Below are 25,190 nucleotides of genomic sequence, written 5' to 3'. Positions count from 1 at the left end.
GCGGACTCTCGTGAGGCTTCGTGAGGTGGGGGGTCAGGCGGAGTGGAACGGCAGGCCGGCGTCGGCGGCCAGTTCCAGGTCGTCGGTGTCCTCGGGCGGCAGCAGGGTGGGCGTGCCGTCGGTGACGGGGACGACGCCCAGCTCCAGCAGTTCGGCCATGGCCGCGCCGCCCGCCATCTCGCGGACCTGGAGCTGGTAGCGGGCGGTGGTGCGGTAGGTGCCGCCGTTGTCGTCGCCGGTGCGCTGGAGGAAACCGGAGTCGGTGAGGAAGGTGACGGCCTTGGCGACGATGCCGGTGGTGGAGCCCGCGAGCCGGCGCGCGTCCTTGGTGGCGCCGGTGGCGCTGCGTCTGGCCCAGATCCGCCAGGCGGCCTCGAGGCCGGGGGCGTCGCTGGCCGGGTCGGTGTTCTCGCCCTGCCGCGCGGCCCGCTCCTCGAGGCGGTGGCAGGCCTGGCGGACGAAGGCGTCGACGCCGTTGACCGTGACGCGGCCGATGTACGCGTCGTCGGCGAGGTCCTCGGGGCGGGGGAAGGCCATGGCGGCGACGGCGAGGTGGGCGAGGCCGTGCAGGAAGCGGTCGCCGCCGTCGGCGGAGGTGCGGCGCGCGTAGTCGCCCATGCGGACGGCGAAGACGGAGTCCTCGGCGGCGGTGACGGCCATACCGGCGCGCGGGGACACCTCCAGGACGATCAAACCCAGGCCGGTGGCGACGGCGTCGGCGAGCCGCGCGAAGGGCGGGTCCTCGCGGTAGCGGCGCAGCAGGTCCGCGTACTCCTGGTCGCGGGCGGGCTGGAGCTTGGGCTGGAGGCCGAAGGCGACGAGCCGGGCCGCGTCGGCGGCGTCGGCGGGCGTGACGGCGGTGCTCGCCGGTGGGGCCACGGCCTCCGGCTCACTCCACTCGACGTGCTCGGTCACGGTCGGGACTCCTTGCTCTGGATTGCCTCGGTACGCGCTGCCGCCCCGGTCATGCGGCCTCCGTCCGGTCCGCGGCCATGCCCGCCGCGTCGAGCAGCGCCGTGCCGACGACGAGGTCGGCGCCGCCGAACTCGGGGTCGTCGAGTTCGGTGCCGTCGTCCACGGCGAAGAGCAGTTTCCGTTCGCCCTGGCGGTAGGCGGTGCCGAACGGCGGGCTGGCGGCGTGGACGGCCAGGAGGGCGACGAGGTAGGGCAGTTCGGGGTCCTGGCGCCGGGCTTCGGCGAGCAGGCCGGACAGCCGGCGTGGCGCGTCGGCCGGCAGGTCCAGCAGTTCGGTGGCGGCCGCCAGCTGTTCCTCGCTGAAGCGGCTGTCGTCGGGGGTGGCGATCAGGTCCGGTTCCGGCATTTCGGCGCCGAGGTGTTCCCGCTCCACCGGCGGGGTCAGCAGGATGTCGACGAGGTCGGTGACGCGGACGGACACGGGGGTGCGCAGTCCGGTGCCGTGGGCGAAGAACGCGTCGGTGACCCGGGACGCCCGCTCCACGGGCAGGGGCAGCAGGGGCGCCAGGAGCTGGCCGTACAGGTCGGTGCCGGCGGCCGCGGCGGGAGCGGCGAAGGCCTGCCGGTCCTGTTCGGCGCGGAACAGCGGGCCGGCCTCCAGCAGCCGGGACTGGAGCTGGGTGTGGCGCCGGATGCAGTCCTTGACGATGTCCACCAGTTCGGCCGCGCGGCGCTTGTGCTCGGGGTCCTCGGACTCGTCGCGGGCCTTGCGGATGTTGGTGAGGATCGCGTTCTCGTGGCGGTAGCGGTCCGCGACGTGGTCGAGGGCCTCGGCGATCATGTCGGGCACGGTGCTGAGCCAGTCCACCGCGCGGACGTTGCGCCGGGTGGCGTCCAGGGCCCGGCGCAGGGTCTCGGAGTACTGCACGGTCCGGTAGCGGGCCTGTTCGGCGGCGAGCTGGGCGTCGGCGAGCCGGCCCCGGCTGATCAGCACCTCCAGCTTGACCTCGGCGGCGATCTGCGCGCTGGTGACATCGGTGTCCAGGGCTCCGACCAGGACGTTGACGGCCTCGTCCGTGGTGCGCAGGTACACGGTGCCGCCGGGGCCGGGGACCTCTTCGATGAGCTTGAAGTCGTAGTCGCGGCGCACATAGGTGCCGTCCGCCCCGAACACGCCGTACACCGCGCGGAAGCCGCGGTCGACGCTGCCGACGTTGATCAGGTTCTCCAGGACCCAGCGGGCCACCCTCTCGTGCTCGGCGGCGGGGCGGCGCGGGGCCTGGGCGGCGATGCGCGGGATGAGCCGGGCCACTATCTGGTCGTGGTCGGCGCCCGTGTCGAAGTCCATGTTCAGGGTGACGAGGTCGATGCCCGCCAGGGCGATCTCCGCCATGCCGTAGACCGAGTACTCGCCGGCCAGGTTGGCCTTGCGCGCGTCGAGGTCGTGCAGCGGCGCGGTGCAGGCGAGCGCGCGCAGCCGCCGCGCCAGACCCTCGTCGGCGGCCGGGCCCGGCGCGGGCCGCGGCCCCGCGCTGAGCTGGGGCGGAACGCTGTCCGTCGGTGCAGGCGAAGTCACGGTGCACAGACTAGGTCCTCGGTCTGACAACAACCCAAACGAGGCAGATGGACCCCGGCGTCACGGTTGTCACACCGCCGTCCGGCGCCCGGCCGCGAGCCGGTTCAGCCGCCCTGCCCGGTCTCCCCCACCCGGCGCCGGTACACCTCCACCATCTGCTCCAGCGAGACGTCGAGGTAGGCCGCGAGCAGGTGCTCGGCCTGTTCCCGGTCGCCGGCCCGGAGTGCTTCCAGGATCGCGGCGTTGCGCGCGATGTACGGCTCGTGCAGCTTCCGGGGCTCGTCCACCACGTGGAAGGCGAGGCGGAGTTCGGCGAAGACGCCGCGCATCAGCTCGTCCGTGCGCCGGCCGGCGGCGAGCGCCACCAGTTCCCGGTGGAAGTGGATGTTGGCCGTACCCACACCTTTCCAGTCGCCTTCGCGCGCCGCCCGGCGCCCGCGTTCCACCTCCCCGGCGAGCCCGTCGAGCGCGTAGGGCGGGTCACCGAGGCCGCGCACGACCGCGCACTCGACGAGCCGGCGGGTGCGGTAGATGTCCTCGACGTCCTCGACGGTCAGCACCCGCACGAACACGCCCCGGTTGAGCTCGTGGACGAGCAGCCGTTCGTGGGTGAGCAGGCGAAACGCCTCGCGCAGCGTGTTGCGCGAGACGCCGAGGGCGCCGCCGATGCCGTCCTCCGAGAGCCGCGTCCCCGGCGGGAAGTACCCCTCGGCGATCCGGCTCCTGAGGATGTCGGCGACCCGTTCGGCGGTGCTGGTACGGCCCAACAGGGCGCGGTCGCCGGCCAGTCCGCTCAGCTGCTCCGTCATGCCCGGGATTCAACCGCACGCGGAGGGGACGGACAACAAGGGTATTGAAGGATCGTTCAACGATCCTCTACCTTACTGCGCACGACACGGCTCACCTCACCCCGCACCTCTCGTCCTCCCTCTGTCCCGCACTCTCCGTGCCCTTCTCCGCGAGGTGCCCATCAGCGCGAACCCACGCAGCCGACGCACGTCGGGCGGGTGTCTCCTCGTGACGAGCCGGCAGTTCCGCCCGGCGGGGCGGCTGTCGGTGACGAGCCGGGAGAGCAGCCGGCCGGCGGCGGGCACGGTGGTCCGGTGCGCCGCGGGGACCCGTCCGGGCCGGGCATCGGCGACCTCGGCCGGACCGGATGTCGGCGATCCGTGGATCTCCGCCATCCCGCACGCACCGGAGCGGACGTTCCTCGGCGACGTCCGGGACGAGCGGTTCCGCGTGGCATGAGGGACCGCACGAGCACGAACAGGAGCAGCGAAGAACCCATGACCCCGATCGATCTGAACGCCGACCTCGGCGAGGGCTTCGGCCGCTGGCGGCTGACCGACGACGAGCGGCTGCTGTCCGTCGTCACGAGCGCCAACGTGGCCTGCGGTTTCCATGCCGGGGACGCGGCCACCATGCGCCGGGTGTGCGAGCTCGCTGCCGAGCGCGGGGTGCGGATCGGCGCCCAGGTCTCCTACCGGGACCTCGCGGGGTTCGGAAGGCGCGCGATGGACGTGCCGCCGGCCGAGCTGGCGGCCGAGGTGGCCTACCAGATCGGCGCCCTGGAGGTGTTCGCCCGCGCGGCGGGGTCCCGCGTGGCCTACGTCAAGCCGCACGGGGCGCTCTACAACCGGGTCGTGCGCGACGAGGAACAGGCCCGCGCGGTGGTCGACGGGGTGGTCCTGGCCGATGCCGGCCTGCCGGTGCTCGGCCTGCCCGGTTCCCGTCTGCTGGAACTGGCCGGGAAGGCGGGTCTGCCGGTGGTGACGGAGGCGTTCGCGGACCGTGCGTACACCGACGAAGGCGCGCTGGTGCCGCGCCGTGAGGAGGGCGCCGTCATCACCGACCCGGAGTCGGTCGTGACGCGCTCGGTGGAGCTGGCCCGCCGCGCGGAGGTCGCCGCGCGGTCCGGGCGGCGCATCGAGGTACGGGCGCGTTCCCTGTGCCTGCACGGCGACACGCCCGGCGCGGTGGACCTGGCACGGCGGGTGCGTACGGCGCTGGAGGCGGCCGGCGTCCGGGTGGAGGCGTTCGCATGAGGGTGCTGTCCGTCGGTGCGGACGCCCTGCTCCTCGAGGTCCACTCCGGCGACGAGGCGCAGGCACTTCACGCGGAACTGCTGCGTCGCCGTGCGCAGGGCTCGCTGCCGGCCGGTGAGATCGTGCCCGCGGCCCGTACGGTGCTGCTCGACGGCGTGCCCGAGCCCGGCCGGCTGGCGGCCGAACTGGCCGCCCTGCGGCTGCCGCCGGTGCCCGCGCGTGCGGCGGAGACGGTCGAGATCCCGGTGCGTTACGACGGACCGGATCTGGCCGAGGTCGCCGCGCACTGGGGTGTTCCCGTCCGGGAGGTGGCCCGTGTGCACGCGACGGCCGAGTTCCGTGTCGCCTTCTGCGGATTCGCGCCCGGTTTCGGGTACCTCACGGGTCTGCCGTCGCGCTACGACGTGCCCCGCCGGCCTGCCCCGCGCACGGCCGTCCCCGCCGGTTCGGTGGCGCTGGCGGGCCCCTACACCGGTGTGTACCCGCGTTCCTCGCCAGGTGGCTGGCGACTGATCGGCACCACCGACCTCGTGCTGTGGGACCCCGCGCGGGTGCCGGCGGCGGTGCTCTCCCCCGGCACGCGCGTGCGGTTCGTTCCGGTGCCGGCGACGGGGCACGCGGCATGACGGACCGTGCGCTCGCCGTCGTACGGGCGGGGGCCCTGACCACGGTGCAGGACCGGGGCCGCCCGGGTCACGCCCACATCGGCGTGCCCCGCTCCGGGGCGCTGGACGGGCCCGCCGCGGCCCTCGCGAACCGGCTGGCGGGCAACGCGCCGGACGCCGCGGTGCTGGAGACGACCGTTGACGGCTGTGCCGTGCGCCCCCGTTCGACGGTCACGGTGGCGGTCACCGGGGCTCCCTGCCCGGTGCGGGTGGACGGCCGTCCGGCCGCGTGGGGGGCGCCGGTGCGCGTGCCGGCCGGTTCCGTGCTGGACGTCGGGGCGGCGGTCCGCGGGGTGCGCTGCTATGTGGCGGTCTCCGGTGGGATCGCCGTCGAACCGGTGCTCGGCAGCCGCTCGACGGACCTGCTCTCGGGCCTCGGCCCGGCCCCCCTCACGGACGGTGCCGTACTTCCCCTCGGACCGCCGCGGGCCGGCCACGTGGGCGTGGACGTCGCGCCGCAGCCCGCGCCCCCGGCCGCACTCGTGCTGCGCGTCACCACGGGCCCGCGCGACGACTGGTTCACCCCGGAGTCGGTACGGCTCTTCACGTCGCGGACGTACCACGTGTCGCCGGCGAGCAACCGCATCGGACTGCGCACCTCCGGGCCGGCCCTGGACCGGGCGCAACGCGGGGAACTTCCCAGCGAGGGCGTGGTGCTCGGCGCGGTCCAGGTGCCGCCGGCCGGCACACCGGTGGTCTTCCTGGCCGACCATCCGACGACCGGGGGCTACCCGGTGATCGCGGTCGTCCACCGCGCCGACCTCCCGGCCGCCGCCCAGGCCGCGCCCGGCACTCCGCTCCGCTTCGTCGCCGTACGCCGCCGCTGAGGGCCCGGGCCTGACGGAGTCCGCGGTGCGACGAGGAGGAGCCGGGCCGGGGCAGGCCCTCGCCGTTCCGCCGAGCGGCTGTACGCGGCGGACGCCGCTCGCCGTGCCGCACAGGACCGTCGGTGTCCGTCGGCGTGATCCGCCGGTCAGGCTCCGCGCAGCGGACGACGGGGCACCGGGGTTCCGTCCTCGGGGGCGCAGCCTGCTGGGGCTACGGGGGGGCGTGGCCGCGGCCGGCGAGGCGCCGGGCGGACGGGGCACGCAGGGGGCCACGCCGTGCACATCGAGGGGAAAGGACTGGGCGCCGCGGACGACACGCATACCGGTGTCGGCCTTCTCGCGGGGCTCGGCCACGTCGGGGTGGATCTTGCCGCGCCCGGCCTCCCACGGGTTCGGCCGTTCCCGCCCTTCCTGCGCCGGCGGGTCACACGGCCGTCTCCTCGGGGCCGATCCGGCTGCGTACGGCGGTCTGGACCTCGGCCTCCTCGGCCGGGTCGGCGGCGAGCCTGCGCAGGCGGTCCACGACCCGCGTGTCGCCGGTCTCGGCGTGCCGGGCGGCGACCTCGCGCGTGGTTTCCTCGCAGTCCCACAGACACTCGACGGCGAAGCCGGTGCCGAAGGAGGGATCGGTCGCGGCCAGGGCGCGGGCGGCCCTGCCGCGCAGGTGGGAGGAGGCGGTCTCGCGGTAGACGTGCCGCAGGACCGGGGCGGCACAGCCGATGCCGAGGCGCCCGGCCCCGTCCACGAGGGTCCACAGGGTGGGAGCGTCGGGGCCCTCGCCCCGTACGGCCTCGCGCAGGGCCGCGAGGACCAGGTCGCGGTCCTGGAGGCCGCCCCGGCAGGCGAGCACCCGGCCGGCCGCGGCGCCGAGCGGGTCGGGCCGGCGGGCCCAGCCGCGCGCCCGGTCGACGGCGGCGAGGGAGCGCATGCGTTCGAAGGCGTCGAGGGCGGCCTCCACGACGGGCGCGGAGCCGGTGGCCACGGCGCGCTCGATCAGCGTCAGGGCGTCGGCGTCGTTGCCGTCGGCGAGGTACCGCAGGGCGGTACAGCGGGCTCCGTCGGTGCCGTCCTCGGCGGCCCGGACGATCTCCGTCCGGTCCTCGGGGCCGGCCACGGCGGAGAGGCACCGGGCGGCCGGGACGTGGAGCGCGGCGCCGCGCTCCATGCCCTGCTGAGCCCATTCGAACACCGCTCGCACGCTCCAGCCGGGGCGCGGCCCGGTGGGGCGCATCTGCCGCTGCCAGCGGTCGAAGCTGCCGGCCTCCTGGGCCGCGCGCACGCGGGTGGCGACGGACGGGCGCGGATCGTCGGCCCACAGCCGCCACGGCCGTGGTTCGAAGGCGTCGCGGACGGTGGCGGCCAGGTCCGCCTCGCCCTCGGCGTCGGTGGTGAACCGCGCGAGGACCGGGGCGGCGAGGGCGCGCAGGCCCGCGTCGTCGTCCCTGAGGGCCAGTTCGTCCAGGGCCCAGGCCCAGTTGGTGCCGTGGGCGGCGTATCTGCGCAGCAGTTCCAGGGCGTCCCGCCTGCCGTAGGAGGCGAGGTGTCCGAGGACGGCCAGCGCCAGCCCGGTGCGTGACTCCTCGGTGTCGAGGACGTCCTCCGGGTCGAAGAGGTGGGCCTCGATCGCGTCGAGTCCGCCGTGCAGATCGAGGTAGAGGCGGGCGTAGTAGAGGGAGCGGTTCTCCACCTGCCAGTCGTGGCGCGGGTCGCGCAGCACACAGTGGTTCAGCGCCGCGAGCGCTTCGGGTCGCGGGGCGGTGAGCGCGTGCAGCGTGCCGTCGCCGCGGCCCCGCTGGAGCAGGCCGAGCAGCGTTCCGCTGGGCGCTATGACCGGATCGAACATGGGAAACAGCCTCACATCAAGCGTCGACGCAACCGGGGACGTGCCTTACCTGGCCGCGTGACAACACGTCGGTGCGCCCGCCGTTTCCTGCTTGCTGTAGACCATCTCTCTCTGCCTCTCGTCGGTGGCCCAGGCGGGCCGCATCACGGCCCGCGCGGTGCGGCAACACCTGCCCAGCCATCGCGTCCGTGAATCACGTCGTCATGATGACCCGGCGGTCACATCTACCGCGACCGAAATTTCGGCGGTCCCTCACCGCCTCCCCCGTTTTCCGTGTTTTCGCTGGTCGGAGCGGGCGGCTCAGCGCTCGCCGAACAGCTCGAGCAGTTCCGTACGGTGGAACATCCGGGCCGTGTCGACGGCCGAGGGGGTGCCGGCGGAGGGGTCGGCACCGCCCTTCAGCAGGGCCTCGATCACCTCGGCCTCACCCTTGAAGACCGCCCCCGCGAGGGGGGTCTGACCCCGGTCGTTGACGCGGTCGGCGTCGGCGCCTCGCTCCAGCAGTGCGCGCACCGTGCCGGCGTGGCCGTGGTAGGCGGCGAGCATCACGAGCGCGTCCCCCCGGTCGTTGGTGAGGTTGGCCGGGACTCCCGCGTCGACGTAGGCCACGAGCTCCTCGGTCCGGCCGCGCCGGGCCAGGTCGAAGATCTTGGTCGCCAGCTCCACGACCTCGGGGTCGGGGGCATCAGTCATCGCCGGACCGCCTCTCACTGCTCGTGCTTCACGCATCGGGGGAACGAACGGACGTCTGCGAGCGGTGCAGAGCCGTACGGGTGAATCGCCAGCGTACTGGCTCGCACGGCACATGACGGGATCCGCCCGAGGTAAAGATCACGGCAGGCCCGTCCGAGGGTTTTCGCGGAAAATCCACCCAGTTGCACCTTTTATCGTATAGATACATTCTGTGATCCTGGAAGTACTCATGGTGACTGTCCCCGCGAACCAGGAGAACTCACATGATCATCTCGATTTCGTGCGTGGTGCTGCTCGGCGTTGTCGTCTTCATCTTCTTCCGCAAGGACGGGCTGAAGGCGTCGCACGCCCTGGTGGCGATGCTGTTCGGCTTCTACCTGGCCAGCACGGCCATCGCTCCGAGCATCAAGGCGGGCGGCGAGAGCCTGGCCGGCCTCCTGGGCGGGTTCAAGTTCTGACCCGCCCCCACCACGCACCCGTCCCGTACGCACCACCCTCTGGAGACAGCAGTGGCCAGGCGCCCCCTCCCCCGCATCCTCAGCAACGGCAGCGCGCAGCTCGCCCGGAGCCGGGAGCTGGCCAGGACGGCGGCCGACGGCGCCACGGATGTCCTCCACCCGCTGATCACCATCACGCGTGGTCTGCGCCGGCTGGCCTCGGCCGGGCGGCGCAGGTGGGCCGACACACCCAAGGACAGACGCGGCGCGCTGCTCTTCCTGGTGGCGTCGGTCGTGCTGGTCGTGGCACTGGCGCCGTACGGTCCGCTGCTCGCCGTCATCACCCTGATGGCGGCGGCGGCCTGGCACGGCCGGGACCGCGTCCCCGCCGCACCGGAAGGACCCGACGCGTCGCAGATCCAGCGCCTGAAGTCCCTCTACGAAGCCCTGGTGCCCTACTTCTCCACCGCCGAGGACCCCGAACCGCTCTACCTCCACGGCGGCGACTGGGAGAAGACCTTCTCCGAGTACGAGTTCGACGGCACGGGCCGCGTCACGCACCTCGTCATCGGCTACCCCGCCTACTTCACCGACGGCGAGCCTGAGTCCCGGGCGCGGATCGAGCATCTGATCGGCGCCAAATCGGGCCGCGGCCGCGAGTACCACTTCGTCTGGGACGAGGAGGGCAACCAGCTCACGGTCCGCGTCCTCGCTCCGCTGCCCACGGACATCGCCGCGCAGCCCTTCGTCACGGCGCCCGGCGAGACGGTCCTGGGCTTCACCGACCCCATCCGGGTGCAGCGGACGCTGCCGCTCACCCACGGCGCGCACGGCGAGGAGCAGCGCGACGTGCCCCCCGTCGTGTGGCGCACCGGCATCCGCTCCACCGAGCCCCATCTGCTCGCCGTCGGCCAGCCGGGCAGCGGCACCTCGACCCTGCTGCGCTCCATCGCCCTGCAGGCGCTCCACCACGGTGACGTGGTGATCGTCGACGGCGGCGGGACGGGCGACTACGCCTGTCTGACCGGCCGGGACGGTGTGCTCGCCGTCGAGTGCGGGCTGACGGGCGCCCTGACCAGCCTGGAGTGGGCCGCGCACGAGACGGAGCGCCGGCTGATCGCCGCCAACCGGGCCCACCAGGCGGGCGATCCACCGCCGGAGGACACCAGGCGTCCCCTGTGGCTGCTGCTGGACCGGCCGAGCGCGTTCACCGACCTGGCCACAGCGGACGGCCGCACGGACCCCCAGACCCTGCTTCAGGTCCCCCTGCGGCACGGCCGCCCGGCGAACGTCACCGTGGTCGTCGCCGAGCAGCTCGACGCCCTGGACAGCCTCGCCGACCCGGTACGGCAGCACACGCGCGCGCGGGTCGTCCTCGGTCCCGCGACGGCGCAGCAGGTTCAGACCGTGCTGGGGGCACCCCCGCACACCACGCCCGTCGACCAGGTCCCGCCGGGGCGCGGCTTCGCCCGCCTGGGCTCGGGGCCGGTGCACCGCCTCCAGGTCCCGGCGACACCGGACCCGTACGACGACGCGACCAGTGACCTCCACCGGCAGGCCGTCCTGGACCTGCTGCCCCCGCGGACGACCCCGGCGGGCGAGGAGCCGGAGATGCTGGAGACGGAACGGGCGGATGCGGCCGTCATGCTGACCGAGTCCGCGCGGCCGGAGAAGGTGGCCATGGAGAAGGTGCCAGTAGGGGCGGTGGCCGCCGAGGCGGAGGAACCGCCGGCGACCGGGTCCGCCGGTGCCGAGCCGGCGCCGGGGCAGACGGCGGTCGCGGAGCCGTCCTCCTGACGGACCACCGGTGGTGGGCGCCGTGGTCAGCGCCGCCCTGCGGCACCACACCCCGCGACGAGCCCGGCGCGATGCCCGGCTACGCCACGAAGGAGCGCGGGACGTCCGTGCCGCTCGTACCCCCGGACTCCACGATGCGGGCAGCCGCCGCCAGGCGCGCCGCGGCTTCGTCGGCCACGGCGCCGCCCACGGTGAACGGCAGCCGAACGTAGCCCTCGAACGCGCCGTCCACCCCGAAGCGCGGCCCGGACGGCACCCGTACGCCGGCCCGCTCCCCCGCCTCGGCCAGCCGGGAGCCGGAGAGGCCGCCGGTGCGGACCCACAGGGTGAGCCCGCCCCGGGGCACCTCGAACTCCCAGTCGGGCAGCTCCCGCCGCACCGCGCTCACCAGCTCGTCCCGGTTCTGCCGGGCCTGGGCGCGCCTCACCTCCACCGCCTGCGCCCAGCCGCCCGCCCCGAACAGCCAGTTCACGGCCAGCTGCTCGAGGACGGGCGTACCCATGTCGGCGTACGCGCGGGCCGCGACGAGGCTGCGGATCACATCCGGGGCCGCGCGGACCCAGCCGATGCGCATCCCGGCCCAGAACGCCTTGCTCGCCGAACCGACCGTGATGACCGTGGACCCCGCGGGGTCGAACGCGCACACCGCGCGCGGCATCTCCACGTCCGCGTCGAGCCAGAGCTCGCTCATCGTCTCGTCGGCGATCAGCACCGTCCCCGCGGAGCGTGCCGCGTCCACCAGCCGGCGCCGCTGGTCCTCGTCGGCGAGCGCGCCGGTCGGGTTGTGGAAGTCGGCGACGACGTACGCGATCCGGGGTGCGGCCTCCCGCAGGACCTGGCGCCAGCGGTCCATGTCCCATCCGGTCAGCCCCTCGGCCATGGCGACGGGGACGAGCCGGGCGCCCGCCTCACGCATCAGCTGGAGGATGTTGGCGTAGGACGGGGACTCGACGGCGATGCGCTCGCCGCGTCCCCCGAAGAGGTGGCAGATGGCGTCGATCGCCCCCATGGCGCCCGTCGTCACCATGACCTGCTCGGGCATGGTCGGGATGCCCCGCTCGGTGTAGCGGTCCGCGATCATCGACCGCAGGGCCGGCAGCCCGGCGGGATAGTCGCCGTGGGTGTGCGCGTACGGCGGAAGCTCCTCAAGGGCACCCTGGACGGCCCGGGTGAGCCACGGTTCGGGGGCGGGGAGCGCGGCGCAGCCGAGGTCGATCATCGAGCCGAGGGCCTCGGGCGGCAGTGGTTCCAGCCCCCGCGCGGGGACCGGGTTGCCGGCCGGGACGGCGGTCCAGCTCCCCGCGCCGCGCCGTGACTCCAGGAAGCCCTCGGCGCGCAGTGCCTCGTAGGCGGCGGCGACGGTGGTGCGGCTGACGGACAGGGCGAGCGCCAGTTCCCGTTCGGCGGGCAGCCGGGCGGCGACGGGGACGCGCCCTTCGAGTACCAGCAGGCGGATGCCGTCGGCGAGCGCGCGGTAGGCGGGTGGACGCCTGGTGCCGGGGCCGGCCGGGCGGTCCTGCTGGGAGTTGAGCTGGCGGGCCAGTTGTGCCACGCCCACCGCCGAGGTCCACTGCGCCACGATAATCAGTCCACCTTCCGCGAATTGGCCATGGATGACATGACCAGTCCAGCCACAGGGTGTCATGCGTCGGTCCACTTCCACCACAGGGGGCACGTCTTGGCCAGGAACTCGTCCGGGCAGGGGCATCTCACGCGCCGGCTGTTCCAGCTCTATGCCGGGCTCGCGCTGTACGGGGCGAGTTCGGCGCTGCTGGTGCGGTCGGGGCTCGGCCTGGAGCCGTGGAACGTGCTGCACCAGGGCCTGTCCGAGCGTACGGGGCTGTCCATGGGCGTGGTGCTGACCGTGGTGGGTGCGGCGGTGCTGCTGCTGTGGATCCCGTTGCGGCAGCGCCCGGGGCTGGGCACCGTCTCCAACGTGCTGGTGATCGGCGCGGCGATGGACGCGACGCTCGCCGTGGTGCCGGACGCGCACGCCACGGCCGTACGCCTGCCGCTGATGGCCGCGGGGATCGTGCTGAACGGGGCCGCGACCGGGCTGTATATCGCGGCGCGCTTCGGCCCCGGACCGCGCGACGGGCTGATGACGGGGCTGCACCGGCGCACGGGGGTGTCGGTCCGTCTGGTCCGTACGGCCATCGAGGCCGCGGTGGTGGCCACGGGCTTCGTGCTCGGAGGCACGGTGGGCGTGGGAACGCTGCTGTACGCGGTGACGATCGGGCCGCTGGCCCAGCTGTTCCTGCGGGTCTTCGCCGTCTCCCCGGCACCCGGCGGCGGCACGGTCGTCACCGCCGGTCAACCGCGAGGAGCGATACTGCGTCCGTGACCCCGCGGATACGCCACCCCTACCTCGACCATCCCGCCCCGATCGCCTTCGCCCACCGGGGCGGGGCGGCGGACGGACTGGAGAACACCGTCCGGCAGTTCCGGTGCGCCGTCGAAGCCGGCTACCGGTACATCGAGACCGACGTGCACGTCACGCGCGACGGACGGCTCGTCGCCTTCCACGACGCCACCCTGGACAGGGTGACGGACGGCGAGGGCCGGATCGCCGACCTGCCGTGGCGCGAGGTGGAGCGGGCGCGCGTCGCCGGCAGGGAGCCCGTCCCGCTGTTCGAGGAGCTGCTGGAGACCTTCCCCGGGGTGCGGTGGAACATCGACGTGAAGGCCGGACCGGCCCTGCTGCCGCTGCTGGACCTGATCGAGCGCACCGACTCCTGGGACCGGATCTGCCTCGGCTCCTTCTCCGAGGCCCGGGTGGTCCGCGCGCAGCGGCTCGCGGGCCCGCGGCTGGCCACGACGTACGGGACCCGGGGTGTGCTGGGGCTGCGGCTGCGGTCGTGGGGACTGCCGGCCGCGGTGCGCCGGTCGGCCGTCGCCGCCCAGGTGCCGGAGGAACAGTCGGGCGTCCGGGTGGTCGACCGCCGCTTCGTGCGGACCGCCCACGCGCGCGGGCTGCAGGTGCACGTGTGGACCGTCAACGAGCCGGAGCGGATGCACCGGCTCCTGGACCTGGGAGTCGATGGCATCATGACCGATCACATCGACACACTGCGCAAGGTCATGGAGGACCGCGGCATCTGGGTCTGAGACCCCGCGCCGTCGCCTCCGCGCGTTCACGGGGAAGCGAGGGCACGGGTGGACACCGACACCGTGCGGTCGGCGGCGGGCGACGAGGCCGCCTGCCTCAGGCGCCAGCAGCGCGGCTGGTACTTCTACGACTGGGCCTGCTCCGTGTACTCCACGAGCGTGGTCACCGTGTTCCTCGGCCCCTATCTGACGTCGATCGCCGAGGCGGCGGCCGACGCGGACGGGTTCGTGCACCCGCTGGGCGTACCGGTACGCGCGGGGTCCTTCTTCGCCTACGCGATCTCCCTGTCGGTGATCGTGGCCGTGCTGGTGATGCCGCTGGTGGGCGCCGCCGCGGACCGCACCGGGCGCAAGAAGCCGCTGCTCGCGGCCGCCGCGTACACCGGGGCCGCCGCGACGGCGGGCATGTTCTTCCTGGACGGCGACCGCTATCTGCTCGGCGGCCTGCTGCTGGTGGTCGCGAACGCGGCGCAGTCCGTGGCGATGATGCTCTACAACGCGTATCTGCCGCAGATCGCACCGCCGGAGGAGCGCGACGCGGTCTCCTCGCGCGGCTGGGCGTTCGGCTACGCGGCCGGGGCCCTGGTCCTGGTCCTGAACCTCGTCCTCTACAGCGGTCACGAGAGCTTCGGTGTCTCCGAGGGCACGGCGGTGCGCATCTGTCTGGCGTCGGCCGGCCTCTGGTGGGGTGCCTTCGCACTGATTCCGCTGCGCCGGCTGCGTGACCGCCGCGCTCCCGTGCCGGAGACGGGGAAGGGCGCCCTGCCGGGGTTCCGGCAGCTCGCGGCGACCATCCGCGACATGCGCCGGCATCCGCTGACGCTCGCCTTCCTGCTGGCCTACCTGGTCTACAACGACGGCATCCAGACGGTGATCTCCCAGGCCTCGGTGTACGGCTCGAAGGAACTGGGGCTCGGACAGTCGACGCTCATCGTGGCCGTACTGCTGGTGCAGGTGCTGGCGGTGGCGGGCGCGCTGGCGCTCGGCCGGCTGGCGCGGCGGTACGGGGCGAAGCGCACGATTCTCGGCTCGCTGGTCGCCTGGACCGTGACCCTGGCCGCCGGGTACTTCCTGCCTGCCGGGGCACCGGCCTGGTTCTTCGTGCTGGCGGCCGGGATCGGGCTGGTGCTCGGCGGCAGCCAGGCGCTGTCCCGCTCGCTCTTCTCCCACCTGGTGCCGCCGGGCAAGGAGGCGGAGTACTTCTCGGCGTACGAGATCAGCGACCGCGGGATGAGCTGGCTCGGGCCGCTGTTGTTCGGACTCACCTACCAGCTGACGGGCAGCTACCGGGACGCGATCATCTCCCTGGTGGGCTTCTTCGTCCTCGGTTTCGTCCTGCTCGCGCGGGTGCCGGTGCGGCGGGCGATAGCCGACGCGGGCAATCCCGTTCCCGAACGGATTTAGCACTCGGCGCGAAAGGGCGGTAGTGTACGCGTTTGGCCTGCCAGGCGTACCGTTACTGCGCGTCAAAGATGCCGAAACGCTGTGTCACATCTGCCAGTAGATGTGACAAACCGGGCGTCGGTGGGTACTGCAATGGTTGACAAGGCTGCGGCTACGACGGCGACGCAGACCCGGGACGTGACCCGGAACGGGAATCTTTACCGCCGACCGGACGTTGACCGGATGACGACGACAGCGACACCTGTCCTGTGGGCGACAAGCCCGGGAGGCACGATTCATGAGTGAGCGAGCTCTTCGCGGCACGCGCCTCGTGGTGACCAGCTACGAGACGGACCGCGGCATCGACCTGGCTCCGCGCCAGGCCGTGGAGTACGCATGCGAGAAGGGGCACCGCTTCGAGATGCCCTTCTCGGTCGAGGCGGAGATCCCGCCGGAGTGGGAGTGCAAGGTCTGCGGTGCCCAGGCACTCCTGGTGGACGGCGACGGCCCGGAGGAGAAGAAGGCCAAGCCCGCGCGTACGCATTGGGACATGTTGATGGAGCGGCGGACCCGAGAGGAGCTCGAAGAGGTCCTCGAGGAACGTCTCGCCGTTCTGCGCTCCGGTGCGATGAACATCGCGGTGCACCCCCGGGACAGCCGAAAGTCGGCTTGATCCCGGCGGTACCGGGCGACAACACACACAGCGGACAGGACCGTGGGCGCCGTACTCGTACGGCGCCCACGGTCCTGTCCGCGTCCGCTGCCGCCGGTGGGCGGCGTGTTCGCCCTACCGCGTCAGCGGCGGGGGCGGGTTCTGCGGGGTGTCGCCGGAAGTGCTCCGGGGCTCGTCGCGGATGACCTCGCCCTGGACGACCTTGCCGTCGGGCCGGTGGATGCGAGCTTGCTGGAAGGTGCCGCCCAGCGAGCCGTGCGCCGCCTCACGGAGCTTGCGCTCGAAGGTGCGCTCGGCGGAGCGGCTGACCGCCTTCTGGACCGGCGGCACCAGCAGGAGCAGCCCCAGCGCGTCCGAGACGAGGCCGGGGATGATCAGCAGCAGGCCGCCCAGCATCATCAGGCCGTTGCCCTCGCTGTTGGGCCGGGGCCCGGGCGTCGCCGTGCCGTTCTGCTGCTGCTGCAGCGTCTCGGTGAGGTTCTTGAAGGCCCGCCGGCCGGCCCGCTTGATGACGACCGAGCCGAGGACGACACCGCCCACCAGGATCAGGAAGACCACCAGGCCGTTCGACGCCCCGGCCACCACGGTCAGCAGCCAGATCTCCAGGACGAGCCACGCGGCGACGGCCAGCGGCAGGAAGCCGCGCACCCGGGAACGCCGGGGCCGGACGGGATGCGGGGTCTGAGCGCCAGTCGTCATACCCCCAGTGTGCCTGGGCCCGGCTCAGGGCGGCATAAGCGGGGTGAGGCACTGCCGGCGGCGCGCAGGCCTACGTTTCGGGCTGCTTGACGCGCGGTTCGGGCTGTTTGTCGTCGCCGCGTCCGAGGACCTTTCCGACGCGCTCCCCCACGCCCCACGCGGTGACCCGCCACAGCGCCTCGACGAGGATGTCGCGGCTCATCTTGGAATCGCCTAGTTCCCGCTCGACGAAGGTGATGGGCACCTCGACGACGTGGTAGCCGGTCTTGACCGCGCGGCGCGCCAGGTCGACCTGGAAGCAGTACCCCTGGGAGGCCACGTCCTCGAGGCCCAGGCCCCTCAGGGTCTCGGCGCGGAAGGCGCGGAACCCGCCGGTGATGTCACGCAGCGGCAGGTCGAGCGCCACGCGCGAGTAGAGGCTGCCCCCGCGCGAGATGAACTCACGGGACTTCGGCCAGTTCACCACCCGGCCGCCCGGCACCCAGCGCGAACCGAGCACGAGGTCGGCGCCCTTGAGGGCGGTCAGCAGGCGGGGCAGTTCCTCGGGCTGGTGGGAGCCGTCGGCGTCCATCTCGACCAGGACGTCGTAGCCGTGCTCCATGCCCCAGCGGAAGCCCGCGAGATAGGCCGCGCCCAGGCCTTCCTTGCCCTTGCGGTGCAGCACCTGGACGTGGTCGTCCGCGGCGGCCAGTTCGTCGGCGAGCGTGCCGGTGCCGTCGGGGCTGTTGTCGTCGGCCACGAGCACGTGCGCCTCGGGGACCGACTTGCGCACCCGGCCGACGACGGCCTTGATGTTCTCCGCCTCGTTGTAGGTCGGAATGATCACCAGAACCGTGCCGAGCGGGCCGAAGTTCCGCCCCTGGGATCCCGCCTCGGGGGTCCCGTCGCCGTCGTTCACTGCTGCCCCTTCATGTCCTGTGCGCAGGGTCCCACCATAGTGGTCGGGTCCTGCGCCGACGTGACAGGACGTTCATATGGTGGTGTCGTTCTCCGAAGATCGGGTAGCGATCCGTTTCTGGGCCGTGCTGTGGGGCGGGCACGGCGGCGGATGGGGGCCCGGCGCCCTTCGGGCCGGCCTGGGATCCGCCGGCTGCGGATCGACCTGAAGCCGTTGTCTACTGAGCGCCCGGGCCCCACCCGGGGTCACACCTCCCCGACCGGCTGGAACTGTCCCTCGGTACTGCGCCGACGCTGAGCCTGGCTCCCAGTGACGGTGCCCCGGTGCGGCACACCGTCCCTGACCCAGCGGCGCTGACACGAGTGGCCGGACGTTCTCCGGGCGGGCGTCCGGTGGTGGACCCGGCCGAACCTACCGGCCCCCTGCCGCCGCCTGTCAACAGGCGTTTGACCTGCGCATTGCGGACCAAATGCCTGGTCAGCGGCGAGGATGCGCAGGTCGCGAGACGGGGGCGCGGCGCATGATCACCACCGCGCCCGAGTCGTAGATCACTCGCCCGGCCGTACGAAGACGGTGCGGCCGCCGACCACCGTGCGCAGGCAGACGGGCAGGTCACGGCCCGGAGTGAGGTCGGGCAGGCCGGGGGTGCCGGAGCGGGGGTCGGTGGACCAGCGCGCCACGCGGTCGTCCGGCGCCTGGACGACGAGTTCCCCGGTACGCCAGACGGCGTAGTCGGCGGGCGCACCGGGCACCAGGACGCCCGCGTCGTCGCGTCCGACGGCCCGCCAGCCGCCGCGCGTGTGGGCGGTGAAGGCGGCGCGGACGGAGACGCGGTGCTCCGGGGTGCGGTGGAAGGCCGCGGCCCGGACGGTGCCCCAGGGGTCGAGGGGGGTGACCGGGCTGTCGGAGCCGAAGGCCAGCGGCACGCCGGCGCGCAGCAGCGCCGCGAACGGGTTCAGGGAGCGGGCCCGCTCCCGGCCCAGACGCCGGGCGTACATGCCGTCCTCGCCGCCCCACAGGGCGTCGAAGGCGGGCTGCACGGAGGCGGTCAGGCCGAGTTCGGCGAAGGCGGCGACGGTGTCGGGGGTGAGCATCTCGGCGTGCTCGACGCGGTGCCGGGCGGCGCGGATCCGGGCGAGGCCCAGCTTCTCGGCGGCGGCGCGCACGCCGTCGACGACGGTGCTCACCGCGGCGTCGCCGATGGCATGGAAGCCCGCCTGGAGACCGGCCTCGGTGCAGGCGACGACGTGGGCGGCCACGGCGGCCGCGTCCAGGTGGGCGGTGCCGGTGTGGCCCGCGTCGGCGTACGGCTGGTGCAGGCAGGCGGTGTGCGAGCCGAGGGCGCCGTCGGCGAACAGGTCGCCCGCGGCGCCGGCCGCGCCCAGCTCCCGGACCTTGGTGACGTCCTGTTCGGCCCAGTAGCCGACCACGCGCGGGCCGCTCTCCCCGGCGGCGAGCCGCAGCAGACCGGTGAAGTCGTCCTCGGAGGAGATCTCCGGGCCGCCGCACTCGTGGACCGTGCCGATACCGAGCGAGGCGGCGTGGGCGAGGGCGGCCCGCTGGGCCCCGGTGCGCTGGGCCGGCGTGACGGCGGCCAGGGCGGCGGCGCGCACCGCGTGGTGGGCGTCCCCGGTGAGCGGGCGGTCCTCGCGCGCGGTCTCGCCCTGGACGAGGTCGAGCAGCGCGGTGGTGACGACCGCGGAGTGGACGTCGATCCGGCTGAGGTAGAGGGGCCGGCCGCCGGTGGCCTCGTCGAGTTCGGCGCGGGCCGGGGCCCGGCCACCGGGCCAGCGGGCGGCGTCCCAGCCGTGGCCGAGCAGGACCCGGTCGTGCGGGCGGGCGGCGGCGAACTCCCGTACACGGGCCAGCGCGGCCTCGAGCGAGGGGGCGGTGGACAGGTCGAGCCCGGTGAGGGCGAGCCCGGTGGCCGTGGTGTGGACGTGGGCGTCGGTGAACGCGGGGGTGACCAGTGCGCCGTCGAGGTCCACCACCTCGTCGACCCCGTCCGCGAAGGCGTCGGCGGCGCCTTCGGAGCCGACCCAGGCGACCTGGCCGCGCTCGACGACCATCGCGGTCGCGAAGGGGTCGGCGGGGCTGTGCACCTCTCCGCGGCGGAGCAGGACGGTGTGCGACGGGACGGTACGTTCACTCATGCCCCACAGTCTCGCGTGTCGGGCCGGGTGAGCGGCACGCAGGTCCGGTTCGCGGCGACCGTCCTCCGGGGCGCACCGGGCCGCGGCTCCGCGCCGGCCGCCGCACGGGCGGCGGGCCGCACGGCCCACGTCCGACACGAAGCCGGCCGTTCCGGTCCCGACCGGCCGCCGCTCGTGTCAGACGCGGGGCGGTCGGGCCTCGTACGGGGTGGACAGGACGACCGTCGTGCGGGTCGAGACGCCGGCCAGGGAGCGTACGCGGGCGAGGAGTTCCTCCAGTTCGTGCGGTGTGGACACGCGCACCTTGAGGATGTAGTTCTCGTCGCCCGCGACACTGTGGCAGGCCTCGATCTCGGGAACGTCCGCCAGGCGGTCCGCGATGTCGTCGGGGGCGCTGGGGTCGAAGGGTTTGACCGAGATGAAGGCCGTGATGGGCAGTCCCACGGCCTCCGGGTCGACCACCGCGGCATAGCCGCGGATGACGCCGCGCTGTTCCAGCCGGCGCACCCGCTGGTGCACGGCCGACGTGGACAGGCCCGTGGCCTTGCCCAGGTCTGTGTAGCTCATCCGCCCGTCCTTGACGAGCAGCTGCACGATCTGTCGGTCCAGCTCCTCCATGGCGCAGAACCTACAGTGCGCTTGATCGTCCCGGATAGCTGAACGGGGGCGGCGCAGGTGCCGCACGGGGCACCTGCGAGCGGCATGTGACGAACGCCACAGCCTTTGGGCCGTCTCCGTGATGTTCCCGTGATTACGCCCGAGGGGCGGCGGGAAGTGCTTGCTGTGGTCGAGGCCGCAGCGCCTTCACGGCCCAGCCCGAGGGGGAGAACCCATGCAGAGTCTTAAGCGCCTTGGTCGTACCACGTCCAAGCGGCAGCAGCCGGTCGCCATGCCCGAGCCGGAACACTTCGAGTCCGACACCCTGGACGACGAACCCGACGCGTACGACACCTTCGAGATGTACCGGGTGATCTGCCCGGACTGCGCGCAGCCGATCGCACTGCTGGCGGACGAGGACGTCCTGCCGGAGCACGCGCTGTGCGCCTCGCCGTGGAACCCGTTCGGGCTCACGGTGTGTGCCGGCACCGGCCGTCCGGCCTCCGAGGCCCGGCCCGCGGACGAGTCCGTCGAGCCGCAGGAGCAGGACACCGCGCTGCTGTTGACGCTCCCTCAGGGGCTCGACTGGCGCACCCAGCCCTTCTCGCACGTCGGCGGCCCGGGCTCGCGGCCCATCAGGGTCCCCTCGATGCGGCGCCACGCCGCCTGAGCACCCTCCGGGGCGAGGGTGGCCCGTCCGCCCTCCTCGCCCCGCCGTCAGCGCCGTGCTCGCGCGTCGGCGCCCGGGGTGGCGGTCGTGTCCGCCCCGCCCTCCCGGCCGGCGGATCCCCGCCGCGTCCCCGCTCTCACCGGCCTTCGGCCAGGCTCCTTCAGCGTGTCTCCGGCCCCGCGAGGTGGCGGGCGATGACCATGCGCTGGATCTGGTTGGTGCCTTCGACGATCTGCAGGACCTTGGCCTCGCGCATGTACCGCTCGGCGGGGAAGTCCGCGGTGTAGCCGTAACCACCGAGGATCTGCACGGCGTCGGTGGTGACCCGCATCGCGGTGTCGGTGCAGTGCAGCTTCGCCATGGCCGCCTGCTTGGCGTACGGCCGCCCGGCGTCGCGCAGCCGGGCCGCCGCCAGGTACAGCGCGCGTCCGGCCTCGATCTGTGTGGCCATGTCGGCGATCATGAAGCGCAGTCCCTGGAAGTCGGCGATCGGCCTGCCGAACTGCCGCCGTCCGGCCGCGTAGCCGAGTGCCTCGTCGAGCGCCGCCTGGGCGAGGCCGATGGCGCAGGCGGCGATGCCGAGCCGGCCGCCGTCCAGCGCCGACAGGGCTATGGCGAAGCCCTGTCCCTCCTCCCCGACGCGCCGCGTGTCGGGGACCCGGACGCCGTCGAAGTGGAGCTGGGCGGTGGGCGAGCCCTTCATGCCCATCTTCTTCTCCGGCACGGCGGCGCTCAGACCCTCGGCGTCACCGGGCACGAGGAACGCGGTGATCCCGCGCGGGCCCTCCTCGCCGGTGCGGGCCATGACCGTGCAGAAGTCGGCGACACCGCCGTGCGTGATCCACGCCTTGGTGCCGGTGATCACCCAGTCGTCCCCGTCGCGTACCGCCCTGGTGCGCAGCGAGGCCGCGTCCGAGCCGGACGAGGGCTCGGAGAGGCAGTAGGCACCGAGCAGACCGCCGCCGAGCATCGCGGGCAGGTGTTCGGTCCTCTGCTCCTTGGATCCGAACGCGGCGAGCGCGTAGGAGGCCAGGGTGTGCACGCTGACGCCGAGGCCGACGGTGAGGCGGGCCATGGCGAGCTCTTCGAGAACCTGGAGGTAGACCTCGTAGGGCTGCTCGCCGCCGCCGTACTCGGAGTCGTAGGGCAGGCCGAGCAGGCCGGACTCGGAGAGGAGGGTGAAGAGCTCGCGCGGGAAGCGGCCGGCGTCCTCCTCCTCGGCCGCCCGGGGGGCGATCTCGCGCTGGGCGATGTCGCGGACGAGCGAGATGAGATCCCTGGCCTCGTCCGTGGGCAAGTGCCGGTCCACCGGCTGCGGGGCGTGGTCGGGCATGGCGACGCTCTCCTCCCTGTTCGGGCACAACGGCGTGCGCCTTGGGTGGGGGCGGCTCCGCCGGGGGTCGTTCGGCCTGGCCGATGCTCGCGCTCCCGGGTCTCGGAAGCTGCTGACCAGCGGCTGTGCGCTGTGAGTATGCCCGATCGGCGGAAGCGAGTCACCAGTTAACGACCGCTTACTTCAGGATAACCGCGCCACACCTCTTCGGCCCGTTCCTGGTCCGCACCATTGGCCGTCCGGTCCGGTGCTCCTCGGTCGTGCCGCCGCGGGTGCCCGGTGGCACGGCGACCGGCCCCGCGCCCGGCACGTACGAGCCGGGAGGCGGACGGGGACGAGCCGGACGGGAGCTGATCAAGGCGACCCGGTGTCACGGCTCCGGCGCGGCGGGGACGGCCGGGGACCTCCGCCCCCGCCGACGGGCCGGGCCCGGCTCAGGCGTCGCGGCGGGCGGGCGCGGGCGCGGGGTAGGCCGGATCCAGCTCCTCGATGGCGCGCATGGCTCCGCCCAGCGTCTTCACCAGCAGCTCGCACATCGTCTCGCGGGGCAGCTCACCGCGGTCGATCCAGGCGAGCGCCGCACCCTCGACGCTGCACACCCAGGCCAGCAGCCCCATCCGCGCCACCGGGGCGACGTCGGTACGGCCGTAGGCGCCCTCGGCGATGGTCGCGACGATCGCCTCCCGCACCCCGTCGCGGACGGCGTGCACCTCGGCGTCGAAGCCGACACCGCCGCTGACGATCGCGCGGTACGCGGCCTGGTTGTGCTCGGCGTACCGCAGATAGCTGTCGATGGTGCGCTGCACCCGCTCCACGGGCGGCAGTTCGGCTCCGCTCGCCGCGTAGGTGACCAGGCCTGCCACCGAGTCCTCGATGATCGCCAGGTAGTAGCCCCGCTTGGAGTGGAAGTAGTAGTAGATCAGTCCCTTGGCGACCTGCGCCTGGCGTGCGATGTCGTCCATCGAGAGGGCGTCGTAGGAGGTGTCGGCGAACAGGCTTCGCCCGATGGCGATGAGTTCGGCCCGGCGGGTCGAAGAGCGCTGGGTACCGCGCGCTGCGGGGCGCGCGGCGGGCTGCTTGCTGATGTTCAATTCGACCCAGGTCTCCTGCGGGTGGCGGGACGATCCCGCAGTATGGCAGGTCGGCCGCCGGGCCGGGCGGCCCGGGGCTACAGCAGTCCCAGCTGGGTCACCAGCATCGCGAGGACCACGACGAGGGTCCACCCCATGACGTGCTCGAAAATCTTCGGTCCGTCCTCCCGCGGGCCCCCGGTGCGGGCGCGGGTGACGGTGGCTGCGTTCGCGGTCATGGCTACTCGCTGGTCTCGGTGGTGCGTGGACTCCCCCTGGGGCTGCGTCCACTGTGCCACCGCGAACGGCCGTCACGGCAGAGAGGTCGGTCACATGGCGAGCGGCCCCCGGGGACGCCCCGGGGGCCGCTCGCCGGACGGTCAGCGCACTCCCACCGCCGCGAGCGCCTTGCGCTGCCGCGGGGTCGGACGGGCCGGGAAGTACAGGTAGCAGACCCCTCCGGTGCCGGAGGCCACCTTGCCGGAGGCGTTGTACCGCTTGGTCCGCAGCCAGATGTTCTCCCACTCGCGCCGCCGGTAGATGCGGCGCACGGCCTCGTTGTCGTCGGAGGCGGGGTCGTTGGCGATCACATCACCGTCGGCGGTGAAGCCGATCACGGTCATCAGGTGCCCGGCGGTGCCGTACCCCGCCCCGGTCAGTTCCTCCTCCAGGAACGACTGGGAGGTGATGGCCGGGATGCCCGCGGCGATCAGCTGCTCCAGGTCGGTGAGGGAACGCAGCCGGGTGACCACGCCCTGCAGGCCGTCGAAGGTGGCCGCGTAGGCGGCGTTGAACGGCCAGTTGCCGCAGCCCTCGTACTGGTGGTCGTAGGTGTACCGGGCGGCGTGGCAGACCTGGGGGTCGGCGTAGGAGGGGTCGACCCAGGCCAGCTGCTCCTCGGTGAGCCGGCCGCCCCAGTACTCGATGATCATCTGCGAGGAGGTCGGGCTGCACCAGGCCTCGCCGCCGTTGTCGTACTCGGGGTACTGGCCCTTGTGGATCTCCTGCGAGTAGCGCGGGACGGCCAGTTCACCGGCGAAGCGGGGCGTCGAGGCGGGGACGGTGAACCGGTCGGGGACGTCGGAGCCCATCGCGCCGGCCCGCCACACGGTGGGGGTGAGGCGGGTGCCGGGGCGGCGGTGGAGGGTGAGGCGCAGCCGGTAGGAGACGAGGCGCAGGCCCGAGGCCGCGTCGTCGATGGCGAAGGTGTCCGTCCAGACGCTGCTCCTGCCGTCGCCCTGGTCGTCCACCGAGGTGCGCCGGATGTCCTGGTCCCCGGCCGCCCAGCGGCCCATCACGTACCAGGGGGTGTCCGTGCCGTCGGAGTAGCTGCCCCTCAGCTCGACCTGCAGCCAGGTGCCCTCGGGGGTGTGCGCGTTCCAGGAGGGGATGACCTCGGTGGCCGGCACGTCGAGCCGGTGGACGGGCGAGGTCCACCGCGCGTACTCCCAGGCGGACGCGCGGCCGGTGTGCGGGTCGGTGTAGTCCGTGGTGCCGGCGGCCCTCGCGATCACCAGGCCGGGCCGGGCACCGGAGACGGCGCGCGTCCCCTCGGCGGTACCGCCGCGCCAGTCGGTGTACGAGGTCCAGGCCCGGTTGTCGACCGTACGGGCGGCGGCCCGCCGGGCGTCCGCCGTGCCGGTGGCGCCGGTGGTCAGGGTGCCGGCGGACGCCGGGCCCGCGCTCCCGGCGACGGTGGCGACGACCGCCGCGGCGAGGAGGGCTCTGCGGGAGGGCAGTTCGGCTCTGCTCATGGGTGGAGGACCCCCAGGTGTCGGAGTCGGGGACAGGACCAGCGCGCGGCCGGC

Annotated in this window: 25 protein-coding genes; 11 read left to right on the top strand and 14 right to left on the bottom strand. The window is 73.5% G+C overall.

The features are described 5' to 3' along the window. Positions 1 to 33: 33 nt before the first annotated feature. The 3 genes from ACZ6A9_RS23725 to ACZ6A9_RS23715 all read right to left on the bottom strand — a co-directional run bounded on the left by ACZ6A9_RS23725 (position 34) and on the right by ACZ6A9_RS23715 (position 3,300). A complete protein-coding gene (locus ACZ6A9_RS23725; protein ID WP_468988582.1) occupies positions 34 to 915 on the bottom strand; it encodes a hypothetical protein in 882 nt (293 codons plus the stop codon). 49 nt (positions 916 to 964) lie between these two features. Next, positions 965 to 2,491 carry a hypothetical protein gene (locus tag ACZ6A9_RS23720; RefSeq protein WP_468988580.1) on the bottom strand — a complete coding sequence of 509 codons (1,527 nt, stop codon included), beginning with the start codon at positions 2,489 to 2,491 and terminating at the stop codon, positions 965 to 967. A gap of 104 nt (positions 2,492 to 2,595) precedes the next feature. Then, positions 2,596 to 3,300, bottom strand: coding sequence for a GntR family transcriptional regulator (locus ACZ6A9_RS23715; protein WP_468988577.1), 705 nt, complete (start codon positions 3,298 to 3,300; stop codon positions 2,596 to 2,598). Positions 3,301 to 3,508: 208 nt separating this feature from the next. Here ACZ6A9_RS23715 and ACZ6A9_RS23710 point away from each other — a divergent pair, with 208 nt between their 5' ends. Genes ACZ6A9_RS23710 through ACZ6A9_RS23695 form a run of 4 tightly spaced genes read left to right on the top strand, consistent with a single transcriptional unit; the run spans position 3,509 to position 6,028 of the window. Next, complete coding sequence (locus ACZ6A9_RS23710) at positions 3,509 to 3,739, top strand: hypothetical protein (protein WP_468988574.1); 231 nt, start codon at positions 3,509 to 3,511, stop codon at positions 3,737 to 3,739. A gap of 38 nt (positions 3,740 to 3,777) precedes the next feature. Further along, complete coding sequence (locus ACZ6A9_RS23705) at positions 3,778 to 4,536, top strand: LamB/YcsF family protein (protein ID WP_468988569.1); 759 nt, start codon at positions 3,778 to 3,780, stop codon at positions 4,534 to 4,536. Next, complete coding sequence (locus ACZ6A9_RS23700; RefSeq protein WP_468988567.1) at positions 4,533 to 5,162, top strand: 5-oxoprolinase subunit B family protein; 630 nt, start codon at positions 4,533 to 4,535, stop codon at positions 5,160 to 5,162. The genes ACZ6A9_RS23705 and ACZ6A9_RS23700 overlap by 4 nt, the downstream gene beginning before the upstream one ends. Further along, a complete protein-coding gene (locus ACZ6A9_RS23695; protein WP_468988564.1) occupies positions 5,159 to 6,028 on the top strand; it encodes a 5-oxoprolinase subunit C family protein in 870 nt (289 codons plus the stop codon). Before ACZ6A9_RS23700 ends, ACZ6A9_RS23695 begins: the two co-directional genes overlap by 4 nt. A gap of 424 nt (positions 6,029 to 6,452) precedes the next feature. Here the strand turns inward: ACZ6A9_RS23695 and ACZ6A9_RS23690 are convergent, their stop codons facing one another. Next, the gene (locus ACZ6A9_RS23690; RefSeq protein WP_468988559.1) at positions 6,453 to 7,871 is read right to left on the bottom strand and encodes a serine/threonine-protein kinase; all 1,419 of its coding nucleotides are present in this window, start codon (positions 7,869 to 7,871) and stop codon (positions 6,453 to 6,455) included. Positions 7,872 to 8,171: 300 nt separating this feature from the next. After that, on the bottom strand, positions 8,172 to 8,564 hold the full coding sequence (locus ACZ6A9_RS23685; RefSeq protein ID WP_468988556.1) for an ankyrin repeat domain-containing protein: 393 nt from the start codon (positions 8,562 to 8,564) through the stop codon (positions 8,172 to 8,174). A 263-nt stretch (positions 8,565 to 8,827) separates the two neighbouring features. Between ACZ6A9_RS23685 and ACZ6A9_RS23680 the strand changes: the two genes are divergently transcribed. Together ACZ6A9_RS23680 and ACZ6A9_RS23675 are read left to right on the top strand one after the other, a co-directional pair. Further along, the gene (locus tag ACZ6A9_RS23680; protein WP_030832645.1) at positions 8,828 to 9,022 is read left to right on the top strand and encodes a hypothetical protein; all 195 of its coding nucleotides are present in this window, start codon (positions 8,828 to 8,830) and stop codon (positions 9,020 to 9,022) included. A 51-nt stretch (positions 9,023 to 9,073) separates the two neighbouring features. Continuing rightward, on the top strand, positions 9,074 to 10,798 hold the full coding sequence (locus ACZ6A9_RS23675; protein WP_468988552.1) for a P-loop NTPase family protein: 1,725 nt from the start codon (positions 9,074 to 9,076) through the stop codon (positions 10,796 to 10,798). Positions 10,799 to 10,877: 79 nt separating this feature from the next. Here ACZ6A9_RS23675 and ACZ6A9_RS23670 read toward each other — a convergent pair whose 3' ends face one another. Continuing rightward, a complete protein-coding gene (locus ACZ6A9_RS23670) occupies positions 10,878 to 12,377 on the bottom strand; it encodes an SCO1417 family PLP biosynthesis transcription factor (protein ID WP_468988548.1) in 1,500 nt (499 codons plus the stop codon). 99 nt (positions 12,378 to 12,476) lie between these two features. On the opposite strand from ACZ6A9_RS23670, the gene yczE reads away from it, so the two are divergent. From yczE to ACZ6A9_RS23650, 4 genes are all read left to right on the top strand, one after another. Then, positions 12,477 to 13,142 carry a membrane protein YczE gene (gene yczE, locus ACZ6A9_RS23665; RefSeq protein WP_468988546.1) on the top strand — a complete coding sequence of 222 codons (666 nt, stop codon included), beginning with the start codon at positions 12,477 to 12,479 and terminating at the stop codon, positions 13,140 to 13,142. Beyond that, positions 13,139 to 13,906, top strand: a complete 768-nt coding sequence (locus ACZ6A9_RS23660; protein ID WP_468988543.1) for a glycerophosphodiester phosphodiesterase — start codon at positions 13,139 to 13,141, stop codon at positions 13,904 to 13,906. The genes yczE and ACZ6A9_RS23660 overlap by 4 nt, the downstream gene beginning before the upstream one ends. Before the next feature lie 48 nt (positions 13,907 to 13,954). Further along, complete coding sequence (locus ACZ6A9_RS23655; protein WP_468988539.1) at positions 13,955 to 15,310, top strand: MFS transporter; 1,356 nt, start codon at positions 13,955 to 13,957, stop codon at positions 15,308 to 15,310. A gap of 277 nt (positions 15,311 to 15,587) precedes the next feature. After that, positions 15,588 to 15,962, top strand: coding sequence for an RNA polymerase-binding protein RbpA (locus ACZ6A9_RS23650; RefSeq protein ID WP_003977404.1), 375 nt, complete (start codon positions 15,588 to 15,590; stop codon positions 15,960 to 15,962). 114 nt (positions 15,963 to 16,076) lie between these two features. Here the strand turns inward: ACZ6A9_RS23650 and fxsA are convergent, their stop codons facing one another. The 4 genes from fxsA to ACZ6A9_RS23630 all read right to left on the bottom strand — a co-directional run bounded on the left by fxsA (position 16,077) and on the right by ACZ6A9_RS23630 (position 20,330). Further along, positions 16,077 to 16,661 carry an FxsA family membrane protein gene (gene fxsA, locus ACZ6A9_RS23645; protein WP_468988535.1) on the bottom strand — a complete coding sequence of 195 codons (585 nt, stop codon included), beginning with the start codon at positions 16,659 to 16,661 and terminating at the stop codon, positions 16,077 to 16,079. 70 nt (positions 16,662 to 16,731) lie between these two features. Further along, positions 16,732 to 17,559 (bottom strand): polyprenol monophosphomannose synthase, encoded by an 828-nt coding sequence (locus ACZ6A9_RS23640; RefSeq protein ID WP_468988532.1) that lies wholly within the window; start codon positions 17,557 to 17,559, stop codon positions 16,732 to 16,734. Between the two features lie 548 nt (positions 17,560 to 18,107). Continuing rightward, positions 18,108 to 19,712 carry an amidohydrolase gene (locus ACZ6A9_RS23635; RefSeq protein WP_468988530.1) on the bottom strand — a complete coding sequence of 535 codons (1,605 nt, stop codon included), beginning with the start codon at positions 19,710 to 19,712 and terminating at the stop codon, positions 18,108 to 18,110. A 177-nt stretch (positions 19,713 to 19,889) separates the two neighbouring features. Next, entirely contained in the window at positions 19,890 to 20,330 is a 441-nt protein-coding gene (locus ACZ6A9_RS23630) for an Lrp/AsnC family transcriptional regulator (protein WP_037936543.1), read from the bottom strand. A gap of 214 nt (positions 20,331 to 20,544) precedes the next feature. Between ACZ6A9_RS23630 and ACZ6A9_RS23625 the strand changes: the two genes are divergently transcribed. Then, entirely contained in the window at positions 20,545 to 20,979 is a 435-nt protein-coding gene (locus ACZ6A9_RS23625; protein ID WP_468988528.1) for a hypothetical protein, read from the top strand. 160 nt (positions 20,980 to 21,139) lie between these two features. On the opposite strand, the gene ACZ6A9_RS23620 is transcribed toward ACZ6A9_RS23625, so the two are convergent. From ACZ6A9_RS23620 to ACZ6A9_RS23605, 4 genes are all read right to left on the bottom strand, one after another. Continuing rightward, a complete protein-coding gene (locus ACZ6A9_RS23620) occupies positions 21,140 to 22,312 on the bottom strand; it encodes an acyl-CoA dehydrogenase family protein (protein ID WP_468988525.1) in 1,173 nt (390 codons plus the stop codon). A gap of 434 nt (positions 22,313 to 22,746) precedes the next feature. After that, positions 22,747 to 23,403 (bottom strand): TetR/AcrR family transcriptional regulator, encoded by a 657-nt coding sequence (locus ACZ6A9_RS23615; protein ID WP_468988522.1) that lies wholly within the window; start codon positions 23,401 to 23,403, stop codon positions 22,747 to 22,749. Between the two features lie 77 nt (positions 23,404 to 23,480). After that, positions 23,481 to 23,621, bottom strand: a complete 141-nt coding sequence (locus ACZ6A9_RS23610) for an SCO1431 family membrane protein (protein WP_468988519.1) — start codon at positions 23,619 to 23,621, stop codon at positions 23,481 to 23,483. A gap of 141 nt (positions 23,622 to 23,762) precedes the next feature. After that, positions 23,763 to 25,136, bottom strand: a complete 1,374-nt coding sequence (locus tag ACZ6A9_RS23605) for a peptidase C39 family protein (RefSeq protein WP_468988516.1) — start codon at positions 25,134 to 25,136, stop codon at positions 23,763 to 23,765. Positions 25,137 to 25,190 lie beyond the last annotated feature (54 nt).

The sequence above is a fragment of the Streptomyces sp. NPDC041124 genome, assembly GCF_055592385.1.
This window is presented reverse-complemented; position numbering and strand designations above follow the sequence as displayed.